The following is a 23,763-nucleotide window of genomic DNA, read 5'->3' on the forward strand; positions in this document are numbered from 1 at the left end:
AGCTTTGAATTTACGTTATATTTTACCATTACTGATCGCAACAACATGTTCATTTAATGTACAAGCAGGAGATCGTTGGTTTGATGTTGAAATTATTGTCTTTAAACGCAATGTTGATGTAAAAAATGTCAGTGAACAGTTAGATCAGAATAATGTTTATTTAAAACAACGTGATCGCCTAGAAGTCATTAAAGCAGAGCCTGCAACAAGTTGTTTAGCAGGACAACCTTGCTTACATAAACAAAACCCAGTTCAAATAACTGATAATGAAATGGTAAAGGAAGGCAATAGACTTATATTATTAAAAGAGTTAAGACTTAAAGAGCAACTTAGAAGACTTAATAATCATCAATTATTTACGCCACTATTACATACTGCATGGCGTATGCCGATTCAAAATAAACAAGATGCATTACCTATTCATTTGTTTGCAGGTAAAAACTATGCATTAGATATGCCTCAATCAGCTAAGCTTGAAAAAGCACAAGCAACAACAGTATCAAATGAACTGACAGCAGATTCTAAAAAGTTAGATGTATTAGCGTCACTACAAAAAGATGAAACCCTACAAGATCTATATGAAATAGATGGTAATTTTTTGATTTATGTTCAACATTATTTACAAATAGATGCACAGCTCATTGTTAGAACAGAAACAGAAAAACCAGTCTCTTCATCAGTATCAGTACTAGCAACTGAAGCGCCAACTGTTGATACGGATGCAACGGCAGAAGTTGTTGCTCAAGAACCCGTTCCTAAAAGAAATGTTAGAACAGAGAAAGTAATAACAGAAACGTTGTTTGATCAAACAAGACGTTTAAAGAGCGGTGAAATTCATTATTTAGACCACCCTCTCTTTGGTATTATTATCCAGATACGAAGATAGTTTTTAAAGTTATACCCGTTACCATTCAAGGTGCATAATTCATAAAGCAGTGAAGTGAACAGATGCTAGGTAGAAAGAGGAAGTTCTAACGGGTTAAATCGACAATTTATAACAACCAATGTGTTTGCTTTACCGCTTTCCCACTGGGTTGTTAGCTTTAAAACCAACTCTGCGTTGCAACCTTCAATAAGGAATCGACATTGCCATCATGTTGCGCCTTGATTTGAAGTCCAAGCTAACAACTGAATAAAGCTCCTTGAGCGGTAACAGGTGTAATATAATAAGCCTAATCTACGAGCTCTAATATAATAAATCTTATTTAAGATAAGTCAGGGCTATCATAAAAAAGGAAGCTAATTAGCTTCCTTTTTTATTTCTACACTCACTGGAAAGCCTTAAACCGTTCGACTTTCCCATAGTTTTTTTGCTTTTTGTAATGCTTCATCTTGCGAACTATCGGGCTGCATTTGCTTTAATACCATTGCAACAGTAGTGATAACAGCAGCATCTCCATAAGCATCTTCAATCTCTTTATTCCAAACCTTCAACAAGTACTCGGCAGACACTTCTGTATGAGCACCTGAAAAATCTTCTAAGTACGTTGGCCAATCTTGCTCAACGTATTGAGCTTTTCCATTTACTTGCGTTACACCACAAGCCAAAGTAGAAACACGAGGATTAACTTCACTTTCTCCACCTTCTCCTTTGAATGCAATAATGCTGTGTTCATTATTTAATAATGCAGCTTGTGCATGAATCTTTTCATAACTTTTATGAAATACGCCATGAATACTGTAGGGCGCATTACTTGGATTGACGCTTCTAGCAACCGTATTAAGTGGAGTACGTAAACCAACTTGCTCGCGTAGTGCCAATAATTCAATGAGTTCAGGGCAATAAGCTGATAAAGGCACATACACCAATGAATCATTTTCTAACGCAATTTTAGCTTTCTCAGGTGTGTCGGCAATAGCAATGTTAAGTAAAGGACAGGCTGACTCAACTTGGTATTTCACTAAATCAACCGTCATGTGACCGTGTAAAAATATCTTCACGCCATTGGCAGCAAGCAACTTAGCGGCTAACAGTAACCAAGGTGGCTGTCTTTTTTTGCCCGCAAAACATGGCCAATCAAGATCAGGTGTTAATCTATGCCAATCATTTGAAACTTTAGTACGCAGTGCTGCAATATAGCCGGCAGCTTCTTCGGGAGTTTCACAACGAACACGTTGTAACATCAACAATACAGCTAACTGTAATAAAGTAGCATCGCCATTTAAGTAATCAGTTAAGGCTTGTTTTGATTCATCCATGGTTAAAGGACGACGGCCTTTTTCACCACGACCCGTTAATTTAATATATTCACTAAACATTATCATTCCTTTTAATCGATGAATATTTCACAAAGACGTAAGTTAAAAGATCGACTAACAATTAACTATTAACTATTAACTATTTGTCAGTAACAGCTATTGACTAATGATCCGGTCACAGCACAGTTAAAAACAGTGATTAAATGTAGTCATATAGTTGCGTCGCTAAGCAATCAACAACCGCAACGGGTTTAGACAACATTAAGATATCGCGACCATGCACGCCATAACTAACGCCTAGACTATTTACACTGGCATTAGCAGCCATATCTAAATCATAACTTGAATCACCCACCATCAAAGCTTCCGATGGGTTTATATTCAATTCTGTTAATAAGGCGTAAATCATCGATGGATCTGGTTTCGAACTAGATTCATCAGCGCATATTGTGGCTGAAAACAAATGTTCAGTATTTGTTTTGCTCATCATGCGGTTTAACCCATTACGCCCTTTACCTGTTGCAACAGCAAGCGTATACCCTTGTACTTTCAGATTAATTAATAACTCAGCAATACCATCATAAAAAGGCGTGTCGATGTCATGCATTCTATTATATTGATCTCGATACGCTTCAACTAATAACGCATGTTCAGTTAATGAACCGTTTGGAAAAAGTTGTTGCATCGCTTTTAATAAACTTAAACCAATAATATTTTTCACCGCCTGTTCTGCAGGTATTGTTTGCTTTTGCTGTTTGGCAGCTTGTTGCATGCACAGAACAATTTTATCAATGGAATCCATTAAGGTTCCATCCCAGTCAAAAATAATTAATTGATATCTCATATTAGCTTCGCTGTAACTTCTCTAATAATTCCTCTAAACGAGGGCAAAGTGGCGCACTTACGGTCATTCTTTTCTCAAGCACAGGGTGAAAGAAAGTAATATGAGCTGCATGTAAAAATAGTCGATTCAACCCTAATGCTTTCATTTTACTATCAAAGGTTTTATCGCCGTAACGTTCATCACAAGCAATATTATGTCCTTTACAAGCCGCGTGAACACGAATTTGATGTGTTCGGCCAGTCACTGGGCTCGCTTCAACTAATGTAGCACCGTCATAACGTTGAACAATTTTAAAATGTGTTTCTGATGCTTTTCCTAACGGACTCACTTTAACCACGGAATCTTGAGGAATTTTTAATAGAGGTTCACGGACTAAGCGGTCTTTTATATTCCACTGCCCTTTTACTAAAGCAAAATATTGCTTTTTCATGGTTTTTTGACGAAGTTGTTCATGTAATGCACGTAACACACTGCGTTTTTTAGCAATTAATAAACACCCTGACGTTGCTTTATCAAGACGATGTACTAATTCTAAAAATCGAGCGTCAGGTCGTAATGCGCGTAATCCTTCGATGGCGCCAAAGTCCAAACCACTTCCACCATGAACGGCGAGTCCTGATGGTTTATTAAGAATGATTAAACCTTCATCTTCATAAACAATCTCTGACTCTAAGTTCTTAATAATGTTAAGTTTAGGTGACGGTAACGCATTGTCAGGATCAACTTTAACAGGCGGGATACGAACACTGTCGCCAACCTGTAATTTATAATCTGGTTTAATGCGTTTTTTATTTACTCGAACTTCTCCCTTACGCACTATTCTATAGATCATGCTTTTAGGCACGCCCTTAAGATGTAAGCGAAGAAAGTTATCGATGCGTTGTTGTGCATTTTCTTGAGCGATGTCAATAATGCGTACTGAGTGATTTATCTGTTCCATTCGTTAAGTTTATCACGCCTGATCGCATAATATATAAAAACTTTGTTGCTTGTAAGTAGATATAAATGCGACAATAACAAAGTTAATGCCTCGTGATTTTATGACTATAAAGTCGCTGGTAGGCATAGCTATTATGAAAGCAAATCAAATGATTAGAATGTAACGCTGCCATGTTAAATTAATTTTGATTTAACATTTTTTGTATCCGCTTTTAACGCACCTCAGAATACTTCCAGTCGAGAGATTGTATAACCAGACATGAGGTCAGCATGCAAAAAACAGTTAGTACATATAAAAACAACGAAAAAATTAAACAAGAGTTCACAAATGAAAAGAATGTTAATCAACGCAACTCAAGCAGAAGAGTTACGTGTAGCCCTAGTAGATGGGCAAAAGCTGTATGATCTTGATATCGAAAGTCCTGGTCACGAACAAAAGAAAGCAAATATTTATAAGGGTAAAATCACACGTGTTGAAGCAAGTTTAGAAGCTGCATTTGTAGATTACGGTGCTGAGCGCCATGGTTTTTTACCGCTTAAAGAAATTGCTCGCAACTACTTCCCAGAAGGATATTCATTCAAAGGCCGCCCTAACATCAAAGATGTTATTAAAGAAGGCCAAGAAGTTATTATTCAAATTGAAAAAGAAGAACGTGGCAATAAAGGTGCAGCTTTAACTACCTTTATTAGTTTAGCTGGTAGCTACCTAGTATTAATGCCAAACAATCCACGTGCTGGCGGTATCTCTCGTCGTATCGAAGGGGATGAACGTTCTGAATTAAAAGCCGCTTTATCCGACCTTAAACTACCAAATGGCATGGGCTTAATCGTTCGTACTGCTGGTGTTGGTAAATCAGCTGAAGAATTAGAATGGGATTTAAATGTCCTTGTTAATCATTGGCAAGCGATTGACCAAGCGTCAAAAACTAAATCAGCTCCTTTTTTAATTCACCGTGAAAGTAACGTCATTGTACGTTCAATTCGTGATTATTTACGTCGTGATATCGGTGAAATTGTTATCGATAACGCAAAAACATTTGAAACGGCTAAAAGTCATATCGAAATGGTGCGTCCAGACTACGTAAATCGCCTTAAATTATACCAAGGTGAAATCCCACTATTTACACATTACCAAGTAGAAAGCCAAATTGAATCAGCTTTCCAACGTGAAGTACGTTTACCGTCTGGTGGTTCAATTGTCATTGACCCGACTGAAGCATTAACCTCTATCGACATTAACTCTGCACGTGCAACACGTGGTGGTGATATCGAAGAAACAGCATTCAACACGAACTTAGAGGCAGCAGAAGAAATCGCGCGTCAACTACGTTTACGTGATTTAGGTGGTTTAGTGGTTATCGATTTTATCGATATGACACCTGCTCGCCATCAACGTGAAGTTGAAAATAGAATGCGTGAATCAGTACGTCAAGATAGAGCACGTATCCAATTAGGTCGAATTTCTCGTTTTGGCTTAATGGAAATGTCTCGTCAACGTATCCGCCCTTCTCTAGGTGAATCAGCTTCTCGTGTATGTCCTCGCTGTCATGGCCAAGGTACTATTCGTGATAATGACTCATTATCTTTAGCTATTCTTCGTTTAATTGAAGAAGAAGGCTTAAAAGAAAATACAGTTCAAATCCAAGCTCGAGTACCCGTTGCCGTCGCTGCTTATTTACTTAATGAAAAACGTAAAGCAGTGGCTAAAATTGAAAACCGTCATGGATGTGAAGTTTACATCGTACCTGATGCAAACTTATTAACGCCTCATTTCGAAGTTAAACGTACACGTAAAGATGGTAAAGAAGACATCAATTACGATGCGTTAGAAAAGCAACATACAGTTTATGTTCCTAATATTGCTCAAAAAGAGCATGAAGAACTAGAAGAGCCTTTATTAAGCGGATTTAGTGCACCAACTAAAGAAACACCTGCTGCTAAAGTTGAAACTAAAGCATCACCAGTAACAAAAGCCCCTGATAATTCAGAGTCTTTAGTCACTAAGGTTATTAATGCAATAGTGAAATTCTTCAGTGACGATTCAAAAGTTGAAGCTAAAACAGAAGTTCAAGCAAAACCCGAACCAAAAACTGAACCGAACCGTACTCCGCGTAACCCTCGTAATACGAAAGGTAACCCAAACCGTAACCGCAATGAAAAACCAGCGGATAGCTCAACTGAACGTCGCGGTAACCGTAAACCTTCAGATCGTAAGCCTTCGGATCGTAAACCAACACAACAAACTAAAAAGTATGAGAATGAAGTAAAACCTTCTCCAGAAAGTACTGAAAAGACGAATACTCAAGAAGTGGTTGTGGCTCGTCGCAAACGTCGTAACATGCGTAAAAAAGTTCGTGTTCAACAGCCTGAAAACGTAGCAGAAAGCACAGTTGAAAATAACAACTCAGAAGTAGCTGATACTAATGTAGATGTAACAATTCAGCCTAAAGCAAACGTTGACACTAAAAAGCCTAAAGCTAAAGTGAGAAAATCACCTGAAGCAGCTAAAAAAGTTGAAGCAAATCAAGCGCCTGTTACTGCAGACAACTCAGCTGAAACAGAGACTACAGATAACGTACCATCATCAAATGATGAAGGTTACACACCTGTTGAGATTCCGCAGCGTCGTTCTCGTTATTTACGTAATAATGGACAACGTAACAAGCGTGATCAGCAAGATGATCAACAAGCTCAAGCAGTGACAAGTCGTTACCCAGAAACGGATACGAACTCAGACTCTGATACAGCAAATGTAAAAGCAACCGTTCCCGTTGCTAAAACAGTTGATGAAACTGCTGACAATAAAACACCACAGCAAGAAGTTGAACAACTTCAACAAATCGCTGAGCAATCTCCTGTGACACAAGCACAAAAGATCTTGCCAGTAGAAAAAGCTAAAACAACAGCTAAAGTAGAAGAAATTGCTACTCCTGTTGCCACTGAAACAACGGCACCTATCGTTGAAGAAGTTAAAGTTGAAGCACCTGCGGTTACTGAAGCAGCTGTTGAAGAGACAAAAACTGAAGAGCCTAAAGTTGAAGTACCAGCAATGGCTGAAGCCGCTGTTGAAGCTCCTAAAGTGGAAGAAGTTGAAGTTAAAGCAGAAGAAGTCAATGTGACGCCTGCAAAAACTGAAGCAACTGAAGCACCTAAAGCAACGACAGTGCCAGCAAGTAAAAGTGGAACAGTTAGTATCGCTAAAGGTCAATCTACATCAGCAACGGTGAAGACAATCTCAGAGCCATTAGATTTATCTAAAGAGATTACAATTGTTGCAGCAACAGAACGCCAAGCAATTGTAAAAGCAACACAACAAGCTGGTAGTTCATTTGCAAGTAATAAAGCAAGTAGTGACACAGTAAAAACATCGCTATAACTTAGTAGGTAACATTTTAGTAGGTGATACCTATTAATAAAAACGGATATTTCTATGAAGTATCCGTTTTTTTTTACTGAAGTTTATGTGCTAAAAGTTTAGTATTAGCATAATTTATTAATTATTAAGGTCAGCATGACACATTAGCTGATCTGTTTTTTCATTATTCAAGGTAACGATATGAGCGAAACTATACATAACAAATTATTGATTTTAGGATCAGGCCCTGCAGGTTATACAGCTGCCGTCTATGCAGCTCGTGCTAACCTTAAACCAGTATTAATTACAGGTATGCAACAAGGTGGACAATTAACAACGACAACTGAAGTTGAAAACTGGCCAGGCGGTGCAGCTGATATGACAGGTCCAGGTTTAATGGAAAGTATGAAAGAACATGCTTTACGTTTTGATACTGAGATCATTTTTGATCATATCAACGAAGTTGAATTAACTAAGCCTCCTTTTACACTTAAAGGTGATACAGGCACGTATACTTGTGATGCATTAATCATTGCAACAGGGGCTTCTGCACGTTACTTAGGTCTAGATTCAGAAGAAGCATTTAAAGGGCGTGGTGTTTCGGCATGTGCAACTTGTGATGGATTTTTCTACCGTAATCAAAAAGTAGCGGTTGTTGGTGGTGGTAATACCGCTGTTGAAGAAGCGCTATACCTTTCTAACATCGCTTCTGAAGTGCATTTAGTACATCGTCGTACTACATTCCGTTCAGAGAAAATTTTATTAGACCGTTTAAACGAAAAAGTTAAAAACGGTAACATCGTGTTACATACAGACCGTACTTTAGATGAAGTATTAGGTGATGATATGGGCGTAACAGGCTTACGTTTAAAAGATACATTATCTGATAAAACTGAAGAATTAGAAGTAATGGGCGTATTCATTGCTATTGGTCATAAACCAAATACTGATATGTTTGTTGATCAATTAGAGATGAATCACGGTTACCTGAAAGTACAAACAGGTAGTGAAGGTAACGCAACTCAAACCACTATTCCAGGTGTATTTGCTGCGGGTGATGTTTCTGACCATATTTACCGTCAAGCAATCACTTCTGCAGGAACGGGTTGTATGGCTGCGTTAGATGCTGAAAGATATTTAGATAATCTATAAATCCTAGATCATTGAGAGATATTTAGATACACAGCCAAATATAAAAAAAGACTGCATTTGCAGTCTTTTTTATTTTAATGGCTATTCATTTTAAGAATGATATTCGTTACAAGCGAATAATGTATTTTCAATTAACGTGGCAACTGTCATTGGACCAACCCCACCAGGTACAGGCGAAATCCAAGCCGCTTTTTCTTTTGCCGTTTCAAAATCTACATCACCGGTGATTTTCCCGTTCTCTAAACGATTAATACCCACATCTAAGACAACAGCGCCCTCTCTGATCCAGTCACCTGGGATAAAGTTAGCTTTACCACGTGCAACGACTAATATCTCAGCTTGTCGTACATGGTATTCAAGGTCTTTAGTAAAGCGATGACACGTCGTTGTTGTACAACCTGCGAGCAAAAGCTCTAATGTCATTGGGCGACCCACAATGTTTGATGCACCAACAACAACCGCATGTTTACCATGTAAATCAATATTAATTGACTCAAGCATCGTGATCATTCCGCGTGGTGTACATGATCTTAATAATGGAATACGTTGTGCTAAACGGCCAACATTGTAAGGATGAAAGCCATCGACATCTTTACTTGGTTTGATACGTTCAATCACTGATGTTTCATCCAAACCTTCAGGTAATGGAAATTGCACCAAAATACCATCAATCGTTGAATCTTCATTCAGTTCATCGATAAGTGCTAATAAGTCCTGTTGAGATGTCGTTGCTGGTAAATCGAATGCTTTAGAAGTGAATCCTACTTTTTCACAGGTACGGCGTTTACTTTGTACATAAATTTGCGAAGCAGGATCTCCGCCCACTAACACTACAGCCAGACCAGGTACACGTAACCCCTTGTCTTTACGGGCTTGAACCCCAATAGCTACTTTATCAGTAACCTTAGCAGCAATCGCTTTTCCATCAATGATTTGTGCAGACATCAAACATTACTCTTTTTAGTTAAAAAATTCGACGCTATTGTCGCAAAACTCACTTAAAATGTCACATCAAAGATACAAAAATTAGTAACTTAAGCTTAAGAATTAAGGTTAAAATCAACTCTTTGATTCACAACCTTTTTTTATGCTGTGATTCAGCTTTATAAAGTCATCGATAATGATGATAAGTTAACTATACGAGCTCGATATAGGTTATTAACACTTAACCCAAGTATTTTATCAATAGCAATGATCCTGTGCCGACACTGATTGCTATTAACCACGCTAATGAGAAATAGTACATGCAATACTCTTTTGCTTTAATGCTTAGACGATTAATTTCTGACTCTAACGCACACTCTGGATTTCGTGTTGTCATTGCAATGGCATGCACCTTTATACCTGCATTATTTGACTTTCATCTAGGCTTATTTGAACAATCTAATTTAGCGGTTTCACTGTCACTTTGTTTGGGTGTAATGGCCAGTGCGATTGTTGAAGTTGATGAAAACACTAAGGAGAGAAAGAAATTCATTGCGACGGTTATCGCTTGCTTCTTTATTGCAGCCTCAAGTGTTGAATTGTTATTACCCTACCCTACTTTTTTTGCCCTCGGTTTAGGTATTTCTAGCTTTGCTTTTATGATGTTAGCAAGTCTTGGGACGCATTATACTAAGATTGGTTTTGGTGCGATTTTAATCGCTATCTATACCATGATAGGGCACAAAGCTAACGTCGTTTGGTTTGAACAACCTCTTTTATTAGCTATCGGCGCACTCTGGTATGGTTTATTTGCGATTTATTGGTCGCATTTAAGTCCTAACAGAACCTTGCGAGAACAACTCTCACAGCTATTTTATGCGATAAGCCGATATCAATTACAAAAGTCAGACTTATTTGATGCACAAAAAGGCAATTCCAAACAAGCCATTATTGATACGAGACAGAAACTAGCCGTTTTAAACATCAGTATTATGGCGCGTTTAGAATCCTCTAAAAGCATGATAAAAGGTCAATACAAAGCGAATAGACGACAACAAGAATTAAGTTTATTGAACCAATATTATTTAGTCGCAGAACAAATTCATGAGCGTATTAGTGCTAGCCAATATTTATATAGTCAATTAGAAAATACCTTTGGTCGAAGCCAAATACTAGAAGGGTTTCACCAACTACTTTTACAATTAAGTACCGATTGTCATCAAGTAGGGGCAAATATTAGTGAAAAAAAACGATACCAACATTCACGTCGTTTAAAGTGGACAATAGAAGCCCTTGCTGATCAACTTTATGTATTAAAACAAAAATTACAATTATTCGATAATAATCAAGAGGCCATGCAAGCTTTACAAGCTATTTACGACAACCTGAATGGGATAGATAACCTGCTGCATTCTTTAACTATTAATAATAAAGAAAACCCAGTGATTGTTGTCGATAGCGAGAAAAAGCAACCTCTTAACTTCTGGAAAACAATCCGAAAAGCCTATAAACAAAAAACACCGGTATTTAAACATGCCGTGCGTATTAGTCTCTCATTAGTAATTGCTTACCTTATCCAAGTGCAGTTTCAACTTAACAATGGTTTTTGGATCCTATCAACCGTGTTATTTGTTTGTCAGCCTAGTTTCAGTGAAACACGTAAACGTCTTACATTGAGAAGTTTTGGTACACTATTAGGCATACTACTGAGCTTTCCAGTTTTTATCATGATTGAAAATGAGATATTACAATCAATATTAATGGTCGTTTCAGCATTCTTATTCATTAACTACGTACGAACAAATTACGGTTTAGCCGTTATATTTATTACTTTATTTGTAATGATATTAACTAATCTCCTGGCTCCTTCCGGTATTGATGTTTTATACGCACGCATTTATGAAACGTTAATTGGTTGTGTATTAAGCTTTTTAGCGATTAGCTTTATTTACCCTGATTGGCAATTCAAACGCTTCCCTGCTTTAGTAAATAATCATTTGCTCAATAGTAGTCGTTATTTTAAACAAATAGCACAGCAATATCAGTTTGGGCGAAGTGAAAGCATTATATTCCGCCAAACTCGGTTTGCATCATTCAAATCGGATGCTGCATTGACTTCTGCTTGGCAGAGCATGCTTTTTGAACCTAATTCAAAACAACATCTAAAACAAGAAGTCTTTGGTTTAGTTAATCGTTGTGATGCATTAAATTGCTATATTGCAGCCCTCTCTTCACATCGCCATAAGATTGAATCAGAACAGGATTTAGCGCTATTAAAGCAACTTTTTGTCGCCACTTCAGAGCAAATTTTATATACCTACCGCCCTGAATTAAAAGAGACTGCGATTGAAAAAATTGAAATTGAGTCATTTCAATTATATAAAGAGACAATGTCAGATGAATCTAAATTAATTGTTGAACAATTACGATTGATTGCTTTTACCGCGTTAGATATACAAGCACTTTTACAAAAAATTGAACGTAGAGCACAGCGCGAATCACCTTCGCTTGCCTGAATAACTTGTACAAGTGTAAACAATGTAAAAGATTGCTCTTTTTAGGATAGGCAATTTATCACTTTTAATATAGAATTTTGCTCCAATAAAGCGCTCACTAGGTAAAGGAATTAGACTTGATATTTAATGGTCAAGAAATTGCAACAGATGCACAAGGTTACTTACTCGACTCAACACAGTGGGATGTAGCATTAGCAGATGCAATAGCACAATTAGAAACGATAGCAATGACAGATGAACACTGGCAAGTTATCTATTTTGTTCGTGATTTTTATGAGCAATTTAATACTTCACCAGCAATTCGAGCACTGGTCAAAGCGATGCAAAACAAATACGGTAAAGAAAAAATCAATAGCCGTTATTTATACAGATTATTCCCAGATGGCCCAGCGAAGCAAGCCACTAAAATTGCTGGTTTACCTAAACCAGCGCGATGTATATAAGCACAATATAAAGGAAAGTTAATATGCCTAAGGCAAGTGATATCAAAAAGAATACTGCAGTTGAATTTAACAACAGTGTTTACATTATTAAAGACATCGAACGTTCAGTACCTCAAGGTCGTGCAGGCGGTAGTTTATATCGTATGCGTATGTACGATGTTGTTTCTGGTGCAAAAACAGATGAAACATTCAAAGACAGTGACATGCTTACATTAGCAGACTTAATTCGCCGTAATGTTATGTTTTCATACCTTGATGGTGATGAACTAGTCTTTATGGATAGCGAAGATTACACGCCATACAACTTAAATAAAGACAGCATCGCTGATGAAGTTTTATTTATTGATGAAAATACACAAGGTTTACAAGTTGTTATTGTTGATGGTGCACCAGTAGGTGTTGAATTACCGGCAAGTGTTGATTTAGTGATTGTAGAAACAGACCCTTCTATTAAAGGTGGCTCTGCAACTGCTCGTACAAAACCAGCTATTTTATCAACTGGCTTAACAGTGCAAGTACCTGAGCATATTTCAACGGGCGACAAAATCCGTGTTAATACAACCGAAAAGAAATTCATGGGCCGTGCATAACCTCATGTAGCGCTATTTTGTAAGCTCGTTTTGTTCACCAGAAAGCTTGCAGATAATGCGTTGATTAACCTTCATAAGCCGATAATTTTATCGGCTTTTTTATAGCCATTTCACGCTTATCTACTTACATTTACCTTCTATATATAAATGTCAACGCCCTACTCTTTAAATCATTTTTATAGAAAAATTAAAATGAGTATAAAATCACAACGAGTACCTCCTTCGACATACAATCCCTTTAAATAAGATGGTTTTAAAAACAAAGAGCTAAAAAGAAAGTGAAAGAATATTAAGTTGTATTAAAAATTAGTTTTTACAAAAGAAAGGATAAATAAGCAGGATTAACGGTAAGAAAGTGATACAACGTAAACCACTTGTTTACGTCATAACACTGTATATTTCAGGCACTGTTGTAGTTTGGTGTTATTAAGTACAACAGTGCCATATTTCTACATTTACAATATTTACAACCTAAATAACTTGTTCAACGGTCAATAAACCCACTTGCATAGCCGTAATTTTTACTTCAGTGCCAGCGCTCAAAGGTTCATTTGCTTTCACTTTCCAATCAATGCCTGAGTAACGATGGTTAATCGTTTTTCCCATTAAAAGATCTTCAGACAATGTAAACTGCTCGCCAATCATGCCATTATTTACTTGGTGCACTTCACCTTTATTTTGTAATCGTTTCATCGGTTGCCAGCTAATTAAAGCAACGATTGTCGATATAATAGCGGTTGCCAATAAAGCATTAAGCATCGTCGCCGGTAAAACACCAAGTACCATCAAAATACCAGTAATAATCGTACCGAACCCAACAAAAAATAAAACGAATGTTGAAAACCCCAAAACCAGTACTTCAATTGCTAAAAGAATAAGACCCAGTACCACTAAAGCCTGCGGTAAATGTAAAAGAATATATTCCATATATCAGCCTTTATTTTTTATTTAAGCTAGTAATAATGGTCATTGCTTGTGCAACCATAGACGCCGCATCATTACCACTATCAGGTAATAATACCACTGATGATTCTTTAGCAATGGCAGCTTTAGCTTGAATCGCTTTAGTCGCTAGATCTAACTGAATAGCTTTTTGACCTGCGTCAGTATTAGCAGCTTCACCAACTCGATTTAATGCTTCTGCTTGAGCCGTTGCAACAGCAATAATCGCTTCTGCTTCACCTTGAGCTTGCAGTACTTGTTCTTCTTTTTCAGCTTCTGCTTTTAAGACTACTGAACGTTTTTGACCTTCAGCAACGTTAATAGCCGCTTGACGATCACCCTCAGATTCTAAAATTTGAGCTCGTTTAACACGCTCCGCTTTCATTTGTGTTTCCATCGCTTCCATCACGGTTGCCGGTGGCACAATATCTTTAATTTCATAACGTAACACTTGAATACCCCATGGGCCTGCTGCTTCATTGATTGATGCAACAATATTAGTATTCAGTACATCGCGTTCCTCGAACGTTTTATCTAATTCCATTTTACCTAATTCAGAACGCATCGTTGTTTGTGATAACTGCGTTACCGCGAAAACATAATCATCGATACCATAAGTTGCTTTATGTGGATCTAGCACTCTGAAGAACAGCACACCATCAACACTTAACGAAATATTGTCTTTAGTGATAGCACTTTGGCTTGGTACATCAACAGCTTGTTCTTTCAACGAACGATCTGCACCAATATGGTCAATAAAAGGAACAAGAAAGTTTAGACCTGCTTCACGAGTCGATTGATATTTACCAAACCGTTCAATTAAAAAGGCACGATTTTGTGGCACAAAGATAATTGATTTTTTTAAGATGATAACAACTAACACTAGGATAAAAACTTGTATATTGAAGATGTATTCAAATAAGAGGTCCATATTAATTCCTTTAGTAAAATTATATAATTAAGTGATAATAACGTGTTGCCTCATTAAATAACACAACTCATTACTCTCTATCGTTAACATAAAATGTTGCACTTAAATATTGTGATTCGTGCACTACATTAGTTTTTATGTTGCCATTATTTATGTCAAACTATGGCAATAATCCGTCAACATCAAAGCTTAAAGCAGGTATGGCAAGATATCATTATCAATCAGATTCTCATTACAATTAATACTATACGCAGATTATCGACATAAAAGTCACATAAATACTTAAGTTGAAATAAGCGAGGTTAAAGCGAATAGGATCCCCTTACATTAAAGATATCTAACTATCACACCCATTTTATTAGGAAAGTAACATGTCACAAAAAATTTACTGCATTGCAATGTTTAGAGCCAAACCTGGTCAAGAAGAGGCATTATTTAAAATACTACAATCACTTGAGCCTAACTCACAACGAGAAGATGGTTGTATTCAATACTTAGCAACCCGTCATATACAAAGTGACTTTGCGGCAGGAGAAAGTTTTCCTTTAGTATTTAATGAAATTTGGGCAAATAAAACGGCTTTTGAAGCGCACTGTCAGCGCAAAGAGATTGTTGCATTTTTTGAACAACAATGTGTTGCAGAGGATGGCTTAGTCGAATCTCACAATGTATGTGTATATAGCGATCAACCAAAAAATTATGACGCACCTAATTTATAATCTAGACAGTAATGTTTAAATAAAGGTAAGTTATTACCTACCATATAATACTAAATAATATCTACAGGCGCTTGGTATTATATGGTAAGTAAGCTTTTAAGTTAGTTATTAACGATATGTAACCAATCTCAGCTGCTTTATATCCTTTATAAATATATTAGCGCTTAAAAACCACTTTCTCTTATTAACACAGACATTGTTTTTACAAAAAATATTTCAGCAACACTACGTCTAACACCACTTACAACCAACGTACCTTTGGTTCTCATTTTAAATAATCTATTATTATTAAGTACATTTGCATTTATTTGGTAATAGGCATCTTCACTATACATTCTTTTATGTGCATCATTTCTCGTTGCTATATCACCACCATATTCAGAACTTAGCTCAAGGTAAGATAAATAAGGTGTTGAAACTTGAGACAAAGAATAAATATCAGCTTCTATTGTATCTACTTCATCAATATTGGAGACAAAGTAGGACGTAGATGTAATATCAATATCTTTTATTCTATTTTCCGGACAAAATGCCCTTATCTTTAAATCATCTACATTATAAATTGACAGGATAGATTGCTTAGTATTTACCCATTGGTTAACGTTATAGCTATCATTAAAATAAATGTACCCGTCGAAAGGCGCTGTCATGGTCAAATTATTTTTCAGTTCAAGTAACCCTTCTAGTTCCTTTTCTTTACGTACTAGACTCTCTGCTAATAAATAGCTTTGTGACAAGACCTCTCTTGAACTCGCATTTTTTTTCAACTCCTGTTTGATAGATGATATTTGTTGTCTATTTTTTTCAATAGATAACGATAGAACTGGAGAGTTCAACGTCACTAACACATCACCTTTTTTTACTTGCTCTCCACTTTTAAAATTTATCGAAGTAATTTGTGCATCTTTACTAGGATAAATATCAGCATAGTTTTTAACTTGTAAAATAGCAGGTAAATAAACTTTGTTATTCCAAGGAATAAAAAGGGCAAGAAGAATAGTTAAAATAACGAGCATCGATATTACATTATTTTTGTTGAGTGAGACTTTATCTCTTTTATTCCACCAGATGGTTAACTCCTTATATATTGGCAACAATATAAACCAAATTATTTCAACAATAAAAAGAATAATACCTAATACTTTAAACGCAAAATAATAAACTAGAATAGCGATACCTAAGAATAAAAAGAATCTATATATTGCTGTTAATATTGCGTAAATAATAAAAAAATTACGTTTACCGCGATTAATATATTCAGGTGCTTCTTCTACTAAACCCAATACTCTTTTTCTGATATACCATTTAGCCATTGCGAAAGAACGTGGTTGCAAATTTTCACTATTACTCCAATCTGACAAAGCGTAATAACCATCAAACCGCATAAATGGGCTAATATTTAATAACACTGAAGTGATCCAACTTGTTGTAGCAAGCATGAACAAAATGCTATTTAAAACGCCATCAGGTGTAAATGACCAAAGGAAAGTAGCGATCATGGCGATATATAATTCTACTTTTACACCGGCTAACACTATATTTAAACGTTGATATCTTGATCGTAACTTCCAAGAATCTGTTGTATCCGTGTACAACACAGGAAATAATACTAAAAATGCAACACCCATCGAAGGCACTTTACAACCATACCTTTTGGCAGAAAAAGCATGTCCCAGCTCATGAAGACTTTTTATGAATATGAGGGAAATGATGTAGAAGAATAATCCTTCTTTAGAAAAGAAGGATTGAAATGTCGTTATATAAACATCCCAATTTCTTAAAGCTAAGAAAACCCCGATAAATCCCATAAGGAAGACAATACTCTGCCAAAGTTGGCTATAAAAAAACGTGACAGTAGGTAACTGCTTACTAAGCCATCTATCAGGCTTAAAAAGGGGAATTCTAATAAAAAGGTAATTATGTAATAACCATTTAAAAGCATTACGATGGTTACGATTACCTACATTTATCAGTCTTAAAACACCTTGGTAGTTATCGGTAACGGTTAATCCACTACCAACAATGAATTGAATAAACACATCTAAACTCGCTTGATCAAGTTCATAACCTTGAACGAGTAAGTCAGCAATTAATTCACTAGCCGTTTTATTATTATCCCATTTTGAAATCAACTGAAAAGTATCAATGGCAATTGTAAAATATTTATTTTGAATAGGATCAAAAAGTAACCACCTTTTTGATCCATCTTCGCCAGCAGAAGTTTCGAGAACTTTTAAATCTTGTCTCAATTTAGGAAGAGCAGGTTCGTCTACTTGCTCCATTACCAACCAACCCATTGTCTTATTGAAGTAATGGGTTTCTTAAATAAATAAAAGAATAAGGTAACTTTGTCTGAATATATTTTAGCCGTCCCTCTAAGGCCAATTTTAGGGATATACCCATTTTCATCAATCTGATCAAAGTCAGCAATAATTTTATAAGATAAGATGCTTTGTGGGGTTAATTCAGGCTCGTAGTAAATTTGAGATATTTTGCCATTCCAAGTATTTAACGGATCGTTATCGAAAAATATTTTAACTAGTGCATTGTCATTTAAAAAAATGGCATCCGTCACTGGTAGCATTATTTGAATTTGTATCTTCTGTTTATTTGCAATTAGCAATATTTTTTCACCAACAACAACAGGTTTACCACTCCATTCATTTGGGTCATTAATTACAATAGTGCCATTATCTTCAGCTTTAATAATCGTTTTATCAAATTGAATTTTAGCAAAGTCCATTTCAGCTTTTTTTAATTTAACTTCGGCTTCGAAACCAGCAATTTTAGATTTTAATTTATAGTCTATAAAACTGTTCTGCTTAGTTGTATGTAATTGAGCCTTCGCGACTTCAAACGTTCTTTCTGCAATAATATAACTATTTTTAAAATCTACACTTTCTAATTTAACTAATAAATCACCTTTTTTAACTACTTGATCAGGTAGTACTGTAATTGTATCTACAGCTCCATTTAATGGAGACGTAACAACAACAGGATCTTTAGCTTTGACTTCTAACGGTGATAAAACAGTAAGTCTTATGGGTAAGAACATCAGTAAAATAATAATGATGACAAAAAATTTGGCATATTTGCTGATGAAAGAACTACTTCTACGCCAAAGCTTAAAATTAGATTTATATAATGAGAATAAGAAATAACGGTAAGAAGATGCAATATGTTTAAGCAGTGCTTTTTCTTTATCTTGCCAAACAGTATTTTTAAATAAAAGAAGATAATACTCAATTTCGATATTTTGTCGTGTCATTTTTAACGGCACCCATAACAAATTCATTGGGCTAAAATCTTTCATTTCAGTTTTTTGTTGTTCGGTTAAATCTTTCTCTACATTGACAACACGTAAAGACGATGAACTATCAAGTTTAACTAAGCGTTTAGCGACATCATTAATCCATTGCGTGAATGGAGATGTTGTTTCAACAACTGATACATCTGAAATAGCTTCAACAGTTAACTTATTATCCATATGTGATAATAATATCCCTTGATCGTACGACACCAGTTCTCTGGTTTCATTGACAATAATATAAGCTAGCTCTTTTATCTCTTCGCTGTTACGACAGTTTTCCTCAAGTTGTAATAGTTGAGCAATATTTTTCAAATTAAGCCCTTTCAATAAGTTGAATTAACATGTTAAACATAGAGACGGTGCTCAGCGATAAACGTCAAAGCACCGTATCTTCAAGCATAGTTCAAGTTATTGATTACGCACTAAATAATTTTTCTAAATCATGGCCATATTGATTAACTTTGTCGTTTTGCATATTCAATTGCTCACTCAATGGCACATAAGCTGAATTATCTGACTCAGTAGTAATTTGTTTTATTTGCTCCATATTGATTTTAATGATTAAAATTCGTGTCTCATTTGTTGAATCATTATAAGCAGAAATAATTAATTCAACATTGCCCTCTTCATCTAAAATCTCATCCGGAATAGTGCCCGAAATTTGCCCAGTCAAGTAGTTGATAAATAAACCATCTGGTAAAGCTTTACCTTCTTCACCATAACTACCCGTGTACACTTCCTGTTGTGAACGATAATCATCACTGATATCAATAGTAATGATACCTGATTCAAAACCAATTTTTTGAAGTTTGAAATCCACTGTTTCAACAGTATCGTCAAAACTAATCTGACCACTCTCATTAACAGAAACAATGACATTGTCGCTTCTAACAATTCCTTCCGAAGCTCTTCCTTTGAAGTCTGCTTGTAATGTATTAGTAGAGGCAACCTCATCTAATACAACCACTTCAGTGGCTATTTCTTCATCATTCCCTTCTCTAACAATGTCTATCTCAAGTTCATTTGCATCAACAGAGTCCGAATTAGTATTAAATGATCCACTATCACTTTCCCCTGCTTCCTCTGCAATGAATGGCGTATCATTTGAAGTAGATTCAGTAATATCTGGAACAACGATCGATGGAGCAATTATTTCAATTGAAAACTCTTTGTTAACTACTTCAGATCCATCGCTAGCACTTATTACAATATCAAAGACACCGATATCATCTAAGCTGCCAGATATCACGCCTGTTTGTGGATCAAAGACCAATCCATTAGGTAAACCTGACACCTCAAATGAAATTTCATCGGTTAAATCGATATCTGTAAATTGTGATGATACATCTACTGTTAAATCAGTACCAAATGCTAACTCAGAAAGGTCTATATTATCATTTGATACAACAATTGATGAATTACTACCAACCAAATTAATACTGACATCTTGAGTAACTGCTTCTCCATTATTATCCATGACGGTAATGGTAAACACTGCATTAATAACATCACCTTCACCAAGAAAAGCGGCTGCTCCATCAGCTAATGTATAATTCCAATTAACTATGCCATTATTTGTATTTAATGGATCTTCAGAAATAGTAAATGCGTTACTGAATTCAGTTAATTGTTCTTGTGTTAGAAGGATCTCTTCACCATCTGAACTCGTCACACTGAGTGAATTCGTCGCTTCAGAAACGGTAGCAGTAGCAGATAAATCAGCATCAGTGAACGTAATCGTTCCACTCTCATTGATACTTTCTCCATCAACAATATTACCTACTACATCAATAACTTGTATCTCTGGGACATCATTAGTGCCAGTTAATGTAACGGTTATATTTTGACTAGCTTCTTCACCATTGTTGTCAATGACAATAATAGTGAAGGTAGCAGTAACCGTTTCATTTTCACCTAGAAATGCTAACGTATCTTGTGATACGGCATAGTCCCAATTAACTGTCCCGTTATTGGTATTAGAATCAGCTTCTGTAATGTTAAAACCATTACTAATACTGATTAATTGCGCTTCGGTTAATGTGAGTACTTCTCCTGCTTGATTTAATGCAACAACCGCTTCCGTCACTTCTGTTGCATCAGAGGTTCCCGATAAATCAGCATCAGTGAAGGTAATCGAACCACTATCTGTAAGTGTCTCTGCTCCATCAACAATTTCACCAACAGTATCAATTGGCTGAATAACAGGCGCATCTCCTGAACCAGATAACGTAATAGTTATATCTTGGTTAGCTGCTGCTCCCGAATCATCTGTCACAATAATAGTAAAAGTGGCAGTTGCAGATTCCCCTTCATCTAAGAAGTCTAATTGCCCTTCAGGTAATGTATAATCCCAATTAACAACGCCTTCACCACTATCAAAGCTAGTTGTTATAATACTAAATGCCTCACTTAATTGAGCAAAGTGCTCATCGGACAAGGCAATTAATTCACCATCCTCAGTCGTCGCTATAACAGACTTAATTTTATCTGACACAACAGCTGTTTCTGATAGCTCTGCGTTAGTAAAGGTAATAGACCCACTATCGCTTAGCTCTCCTGAGGCTATTTCACCAGTAACATCAACGATATCTATTTGTGGGGAGTCACCAATACCAGTCATACTAATAGTAATATCCTGGCTATCAGTTCCTCCATTATTATCAGTCAGAATAATAGTAAATACAGCGGTTATTGTTTCGCCTTCACCTAAAAATGCTAATGCGCCATCTTCTAAAGTGTAGTCCCAATTGATTGTACCTTCATTAGTATTTAACTCTCCCTCAGTAAGGCTAAATGCATTTGAGATCTCAGCTAATTGAGCGTCGGTTAATAAAAACTCTTCGCCATTAATAATCGCAGCGGTAATTGATTTCGTTACCTCTGACGCGTTTAATATTGCTGATAAATCAACATCGGTAAAGGTGATAGAGCCATTATCATTTAATCCACCTTGGCCATCGACTATTTCACCTTCTATATCTACAGGTTGAATCTCAGGATGATGCCCAGTTCCTGTTAACGTTACAACCACATCTTGAGTATCTGTGGTACCGAGGTCATCGGTGACAATAATAGTAAATGTCGCAGTAACTGTTTCCCCTTCATCTAAAAAGTCGAGTTGACCTTCAGATAAAGTGTAATCCCAATTTACTGTGCCATTATTGGTATTTGATGATAATTCACTCACACTAAATGCATTACCAATATCAGCCAATTGAGTTTCAGTTAATGTAAGTGCTTCGCCTGATACATTAAATGCCTCAATTCCTTTAACGATATCCGAGGCAATAGGACGATTTGATAAATCATCATTAGTAAAGGTAATTGAACCATTATCACTAAGTTGTCCGTCAGTTATTTCTCCTACTACATCAACTACTTGGATTTCAGGCTTATCACCTGTTCCAGATAAAGTAAGTGTAATATCTTGACTCGCTTCTTCGCCATTATTATCAGTAACAATAATAGTAAACACGGCTGTAATTTCTTCGCCCTCTCCGAGGAACGCTAATACATCATCAGCTAATGAGTAATCCCAATTGACAGTACCATCATTCGTATTTGATGCAGGTTCTGTAATACTAAAACCATTGCTGATATTACTTAGTTGATCACCGGTGAGTACCAGTAATTCACCATCTCTATCTAAAGCAGTGATCGCTTTAATTGTTTCCGTTGCATCTAATGTTGCAGATGAATCCGCATCAGTAAATGTAATAAACCCACTATCATTAAGTGTTTCTGCACCATCAGTAACGCCGCCAACAACATCAATTGCTTGAATAACGGGTGTATCGCCAGTACCTGATAATGTGATACTAATATTTTGACTCGAAGCAGTGCCTAAATCATCCGTTACTGTGATTGTAAACGTAGCAGTTGCTGACTCACCTTCATCTAAGAAGTCTAATTGACCTTCAGGTAATGTATAATCCCAATTAACAATACCTTCACTGCTATTAAAGCTTGTTGTAATAATAGTAAATGCATCACTTAATTGAGTTTCTTGTTCCTCTGTTAGTAAAATTGAGTCACCATTTTGTGAAGAGGCAACAATAGATTCAACTTGATCAGATACGGTTAATGTTTCTGATTCATCAGCATTAGCAAATGAAATTGAACCACTATCGCTAAGCTCACCAGCAACGATCTCACCTTCAACATCATCGATGATAATAGTTGGCGCATCATTAACAGGTGTAATAGTAAATGTAACATCTTGTGATACTAATGAACCATTAGCATCTTCTGCAAAGAAAGTAATGGTTTCAACACCAGTAAAATCTTCAGTTGTACTATTAATAGTTGCAATACCATCAACGATACTAATCCCAATATTTTCATTACCTATTGCACTATAAATTAGCTCATCTGTTGAGGTTTCAACATCAGAGAAATAATTTTTTAAATCAACTGTGTAATCAGCAAAGTCTTCGTTTTGTGTTTGGTCAGGAATAGTTGTGCTACCAACAGGCGTATCATTCACTGCCGTAATATCTATCGTAAACGTCGCAGTATCGCTTAACGCATTATCAATACCAGTATCGCCGCCACTGTCAGTGACACGGACCGTGAAGGTTTCAGTGGTGTCGCTTGATAACGCATCAATCGCTCCTGCGTTTGGCGCAAAGCTGTAACTGCCATCGCTTGCTAAAGTTAATGTTCCGTACGTACCCACATGGGTATCAGTGCCGTCAGTGAAGTCGTAAGTAAAGGCTGTGTCATCAATATCACTTGCTGTTAACGTACCGGTAGTTGCATCGAAGCTATCCGCTGCTGCTGTATCAGCAATGGCAGTCGTCACATCCGCTAAGGTCGGTGCATCATTTACTGGGTTAACAGTAAATACAATTGCTTGTGTCACTGCTTGGCCATCAGGATCAGTTGCCGTGAAGCTAA

The 23,763-nt window shown here is 36.3% G+C and carries 16 protein-coding genes; 7 read left to right on the forward strand and 9 right to left on the reverse strand.

Features of this window, described 5'->3' with window-relative positions:
• Window positions 1-4: 4 nt before the first annotated feature.
• Window positions 5-886: a CsiV family protein gene (locus SP041_RS12050; RefSeq protein WP_025563581.1), complete on the forward strand. Its 882-nt coding sequence runs from the start codon at window positions 5-7 to the stop codon at window positions 884-886.
• Between the two features lie 395 nt (window positions 887-1,281).
• Here SP041_RS12050 and SP041_RS12055 read toward each other — a convergent pair whose 3' ends face one another.
• From SP041_RS12055 to rluC, 3 genes are all read right to left on the reverse strand, one after another.
• Window positions 1,282-2,259, reverse strand: a complete 978-nt coding sequence (locus tag SP041_RS12055) for a glycosyl transferase family protein (RefSeq protein WP_081695356.1) — start codon at window positions 2,257-2,259, stop codon at window positions 1,282-1,284.
• Window positions 2,260-2,398: 139 nt separating this feature from the next.
• Window positions 2,399-3,043, reverse strand: coding sequence for an HAD-IA family hydrolase (locus SP041_RS12060; protein ID WP_025563579.1), 645 nt, complete (start codon window positions 3,041-3,043; stop codon window positions 2,399-2,401).
• Window position 3,044: 1 nt separating this feature from the next.
• Window positions 3,045-3,983, reverse strand: coding sequence for a 23S rRNA pseudouridine(955/2504/2580) synthase RluC (gene rluC / locus SP041_RS12065; protein WP_025563578.1), 939 nt, complete (start codon window positions 3,981-3,983; stop codon window positions 3,045-3,047).
• A 327-nt stretch (window positions 3,984-4,310) separates the two neighbouring features.
• On the opposite strand from rluC, the gene rne reads away from it, so the two are divergent.
• The gene (rne, locus tag SP041_RS12070) at window positions 4,311-7,358 is read left to right on the forward strand and encodes a ribonuclease E (protein WP_025563577.1); all 3,048 of its coding nucleotides are present in this window, start codon (window positions 4,311-4,313) and stop codon (window positions 7,356-7,358) included.
• Window positions 7,359-7,538: 180 nt separating this feature from the next.
• The gene (gene trxB / locus SP041_RS12075; RefSeq protein WP_025563576.1) at window positions 7,539-8,489 is read left to right on the forward strand and encodes a thioredoxin-disulfide reductase; all 951 of its coding nucleotides are present in this window, start codon (window positions 7,539-7,541) and stop codon (window positions 8,487-8,489) included.
• Window positions 8,490-8,579: 90 nt separating this feature from the next.
• On the opposite strand, the gene folD is transcribed toward trxB, so the two are convergent.
• Window positions 8,580-9,434 carry a bifunctional methylenetetrahydrofolate dehydrogenase/methenyltetrahydrofolate cyclohydrolase FolD gene (gene folD / locus SP041_RS12080; RefSeq protein WP_025563575.1) on the reverse strand — a complete coding sequence of 285 codons (855 nt, stop codon included), beginning with the start codon at window positions 9,432-9,434 and terminating at the stop codon, window positions 8,580-8,582.
• A 299-nt stretch (window positions 9,435-9,733) separates the two neighbouring features.
• Here folD and SP041_RS12085 point away from each other — a divergent pair, with 299 nt between their 5' ends.
• The 3 genes from SP041_RS12085 (at window position 9,734) to yeiP (ending at window position 12,962) form a co-directional block, all read left to right on the forward strand.
• Window positions 9,734-11,929 (forward strand): FUSC family membrane protein, encoded by a 2,196-nt coding sequence (locus SP041_RS12085; RefSeq protein WP_025563574.1) that lies wholly within the window; start codon window positions 9,734-9,736, stop codon window positions 11,927-11,929.
• A 116-nt stretch (window positions 11,930-12,045) separates the two neighbouring features.
• The gene (locus SP041_RS12090) at window positions 12,046-12,372 is read left to right on the forward strand and encodes a TusE/DsrC/DsvC family sulfur relay protein (protein WP_025563573.1); all 327 of its coding nucleotides are present in this window, start codon (window positions 12,046-12,048) and stop codon (window positions 12,370-12,372) included.
• Window positions 12,373-12,395: 23 nt separating this feature from the next.
• Window positions 12,396-12,962: an elongation factor P-like protein YeiP gene (gene yeiP / locus SP041_RS12095; RefSeq protein WP_025563572.1), complete on the forward strand. Its 567-nt coding sequence runs from the start codon at window positions 12,396-12,398 to the stop codon at window positions 12,960-12,962.
• 471 nt (window positions 12,963-13,433) lie between these two features.
• On the opposite strand, the gene SP041_RS12100 is transcribed toward yeiP, so the two are convergent.
• On the reverse strand, window positions 13,434-13,889 hold the full coding sequence (locus SP041_RS12100) for an NfeD family protein (RefSeq protein ID WP_025563571.1): 456 nt from the start codon (window positions 13,887-13,889) through the stop codon (window positions 13,434-13,436).
• Between the two features lie 10 nt (window positions 13,890-13,899).
• Entirely contained in the window at window positions 13,900-14,835 is a 936-nt protein-coding gene (locus tag SP041_RS12105) for a slipin family protein (protein WP_025563570.1), read from the reverse strand.
• Between the two features lie 371 nt (window positions 14,836-15,206).
• Here SP041_RS12105 and SP041_RS12110 point away from each other — a divergent pair, with 371 nt between their 5' ends.
• Window positions 15,207-15,554, forward strand: coding sequence for an antibiotic biosynthesis monooxygenase (locus tag SP041_RS12110; protein WP_025563569.1), 348 nt, complete (start codon window positions 15,207-15,209; stop codon window positions 15,552-15,554).
• Window positions 15,555-15,718: 164 nt separating this feature from the next.
• On the opposite strand, the gene SP041_RS12115 is transcribed toward SP041_RS12110, so the two are convergent.
• The 3 genes from SP041_RS12115 to SP041_RS12125 form a co-directional block, all read right to left on the reverse strand.
• Window positions 15,719-17,836: an HlyD family efflux transporter periplasmic adaptor subunit gene (locus tag SP041_RS12115; protein WP_025563568.1), complete on the reverse strand. Its 2,118-nt coding sequence runs from the start codon at window positions 17,834-17,836 to the stop codon at window positions 15,719-15,721.
• On the reverse strand, window positions 17,836-19,176 hold the full coding sequence (locus SP041_RS12120; protein ID WP_025563567.1) for an HlyD family efflux transporter periplasmic adaptor subunit: 1,341 nt from the start codon (window positions 19,174-19,176) through the stop codon (window positions 17,836-17,838). The genes SP041_RS12115 and SP041_RS12120 overlap by 1 nt, the downstream gene beginning before the upstream one ends.
• Before the next feature lie 103 nt (window positions 19,177-19,279).
• The coding region (locus SP041_RS12125; protein ID WP_137297864.1) for a VCBS domain-containing protein at window positions 19,280-23,763 on the reverse strand (4,484 nt) is incomplete at its 5' end.

It is taken from the genome of Psychromonas sp. SP041 (assembly GCF_000470315.2).
Taxonomy (GTDB): domain Bacteria; phylum Pseudomonadota; class Gammaproteobacteria; order Enterobacterales; family Psychromonadaceae; genus Psychromonas.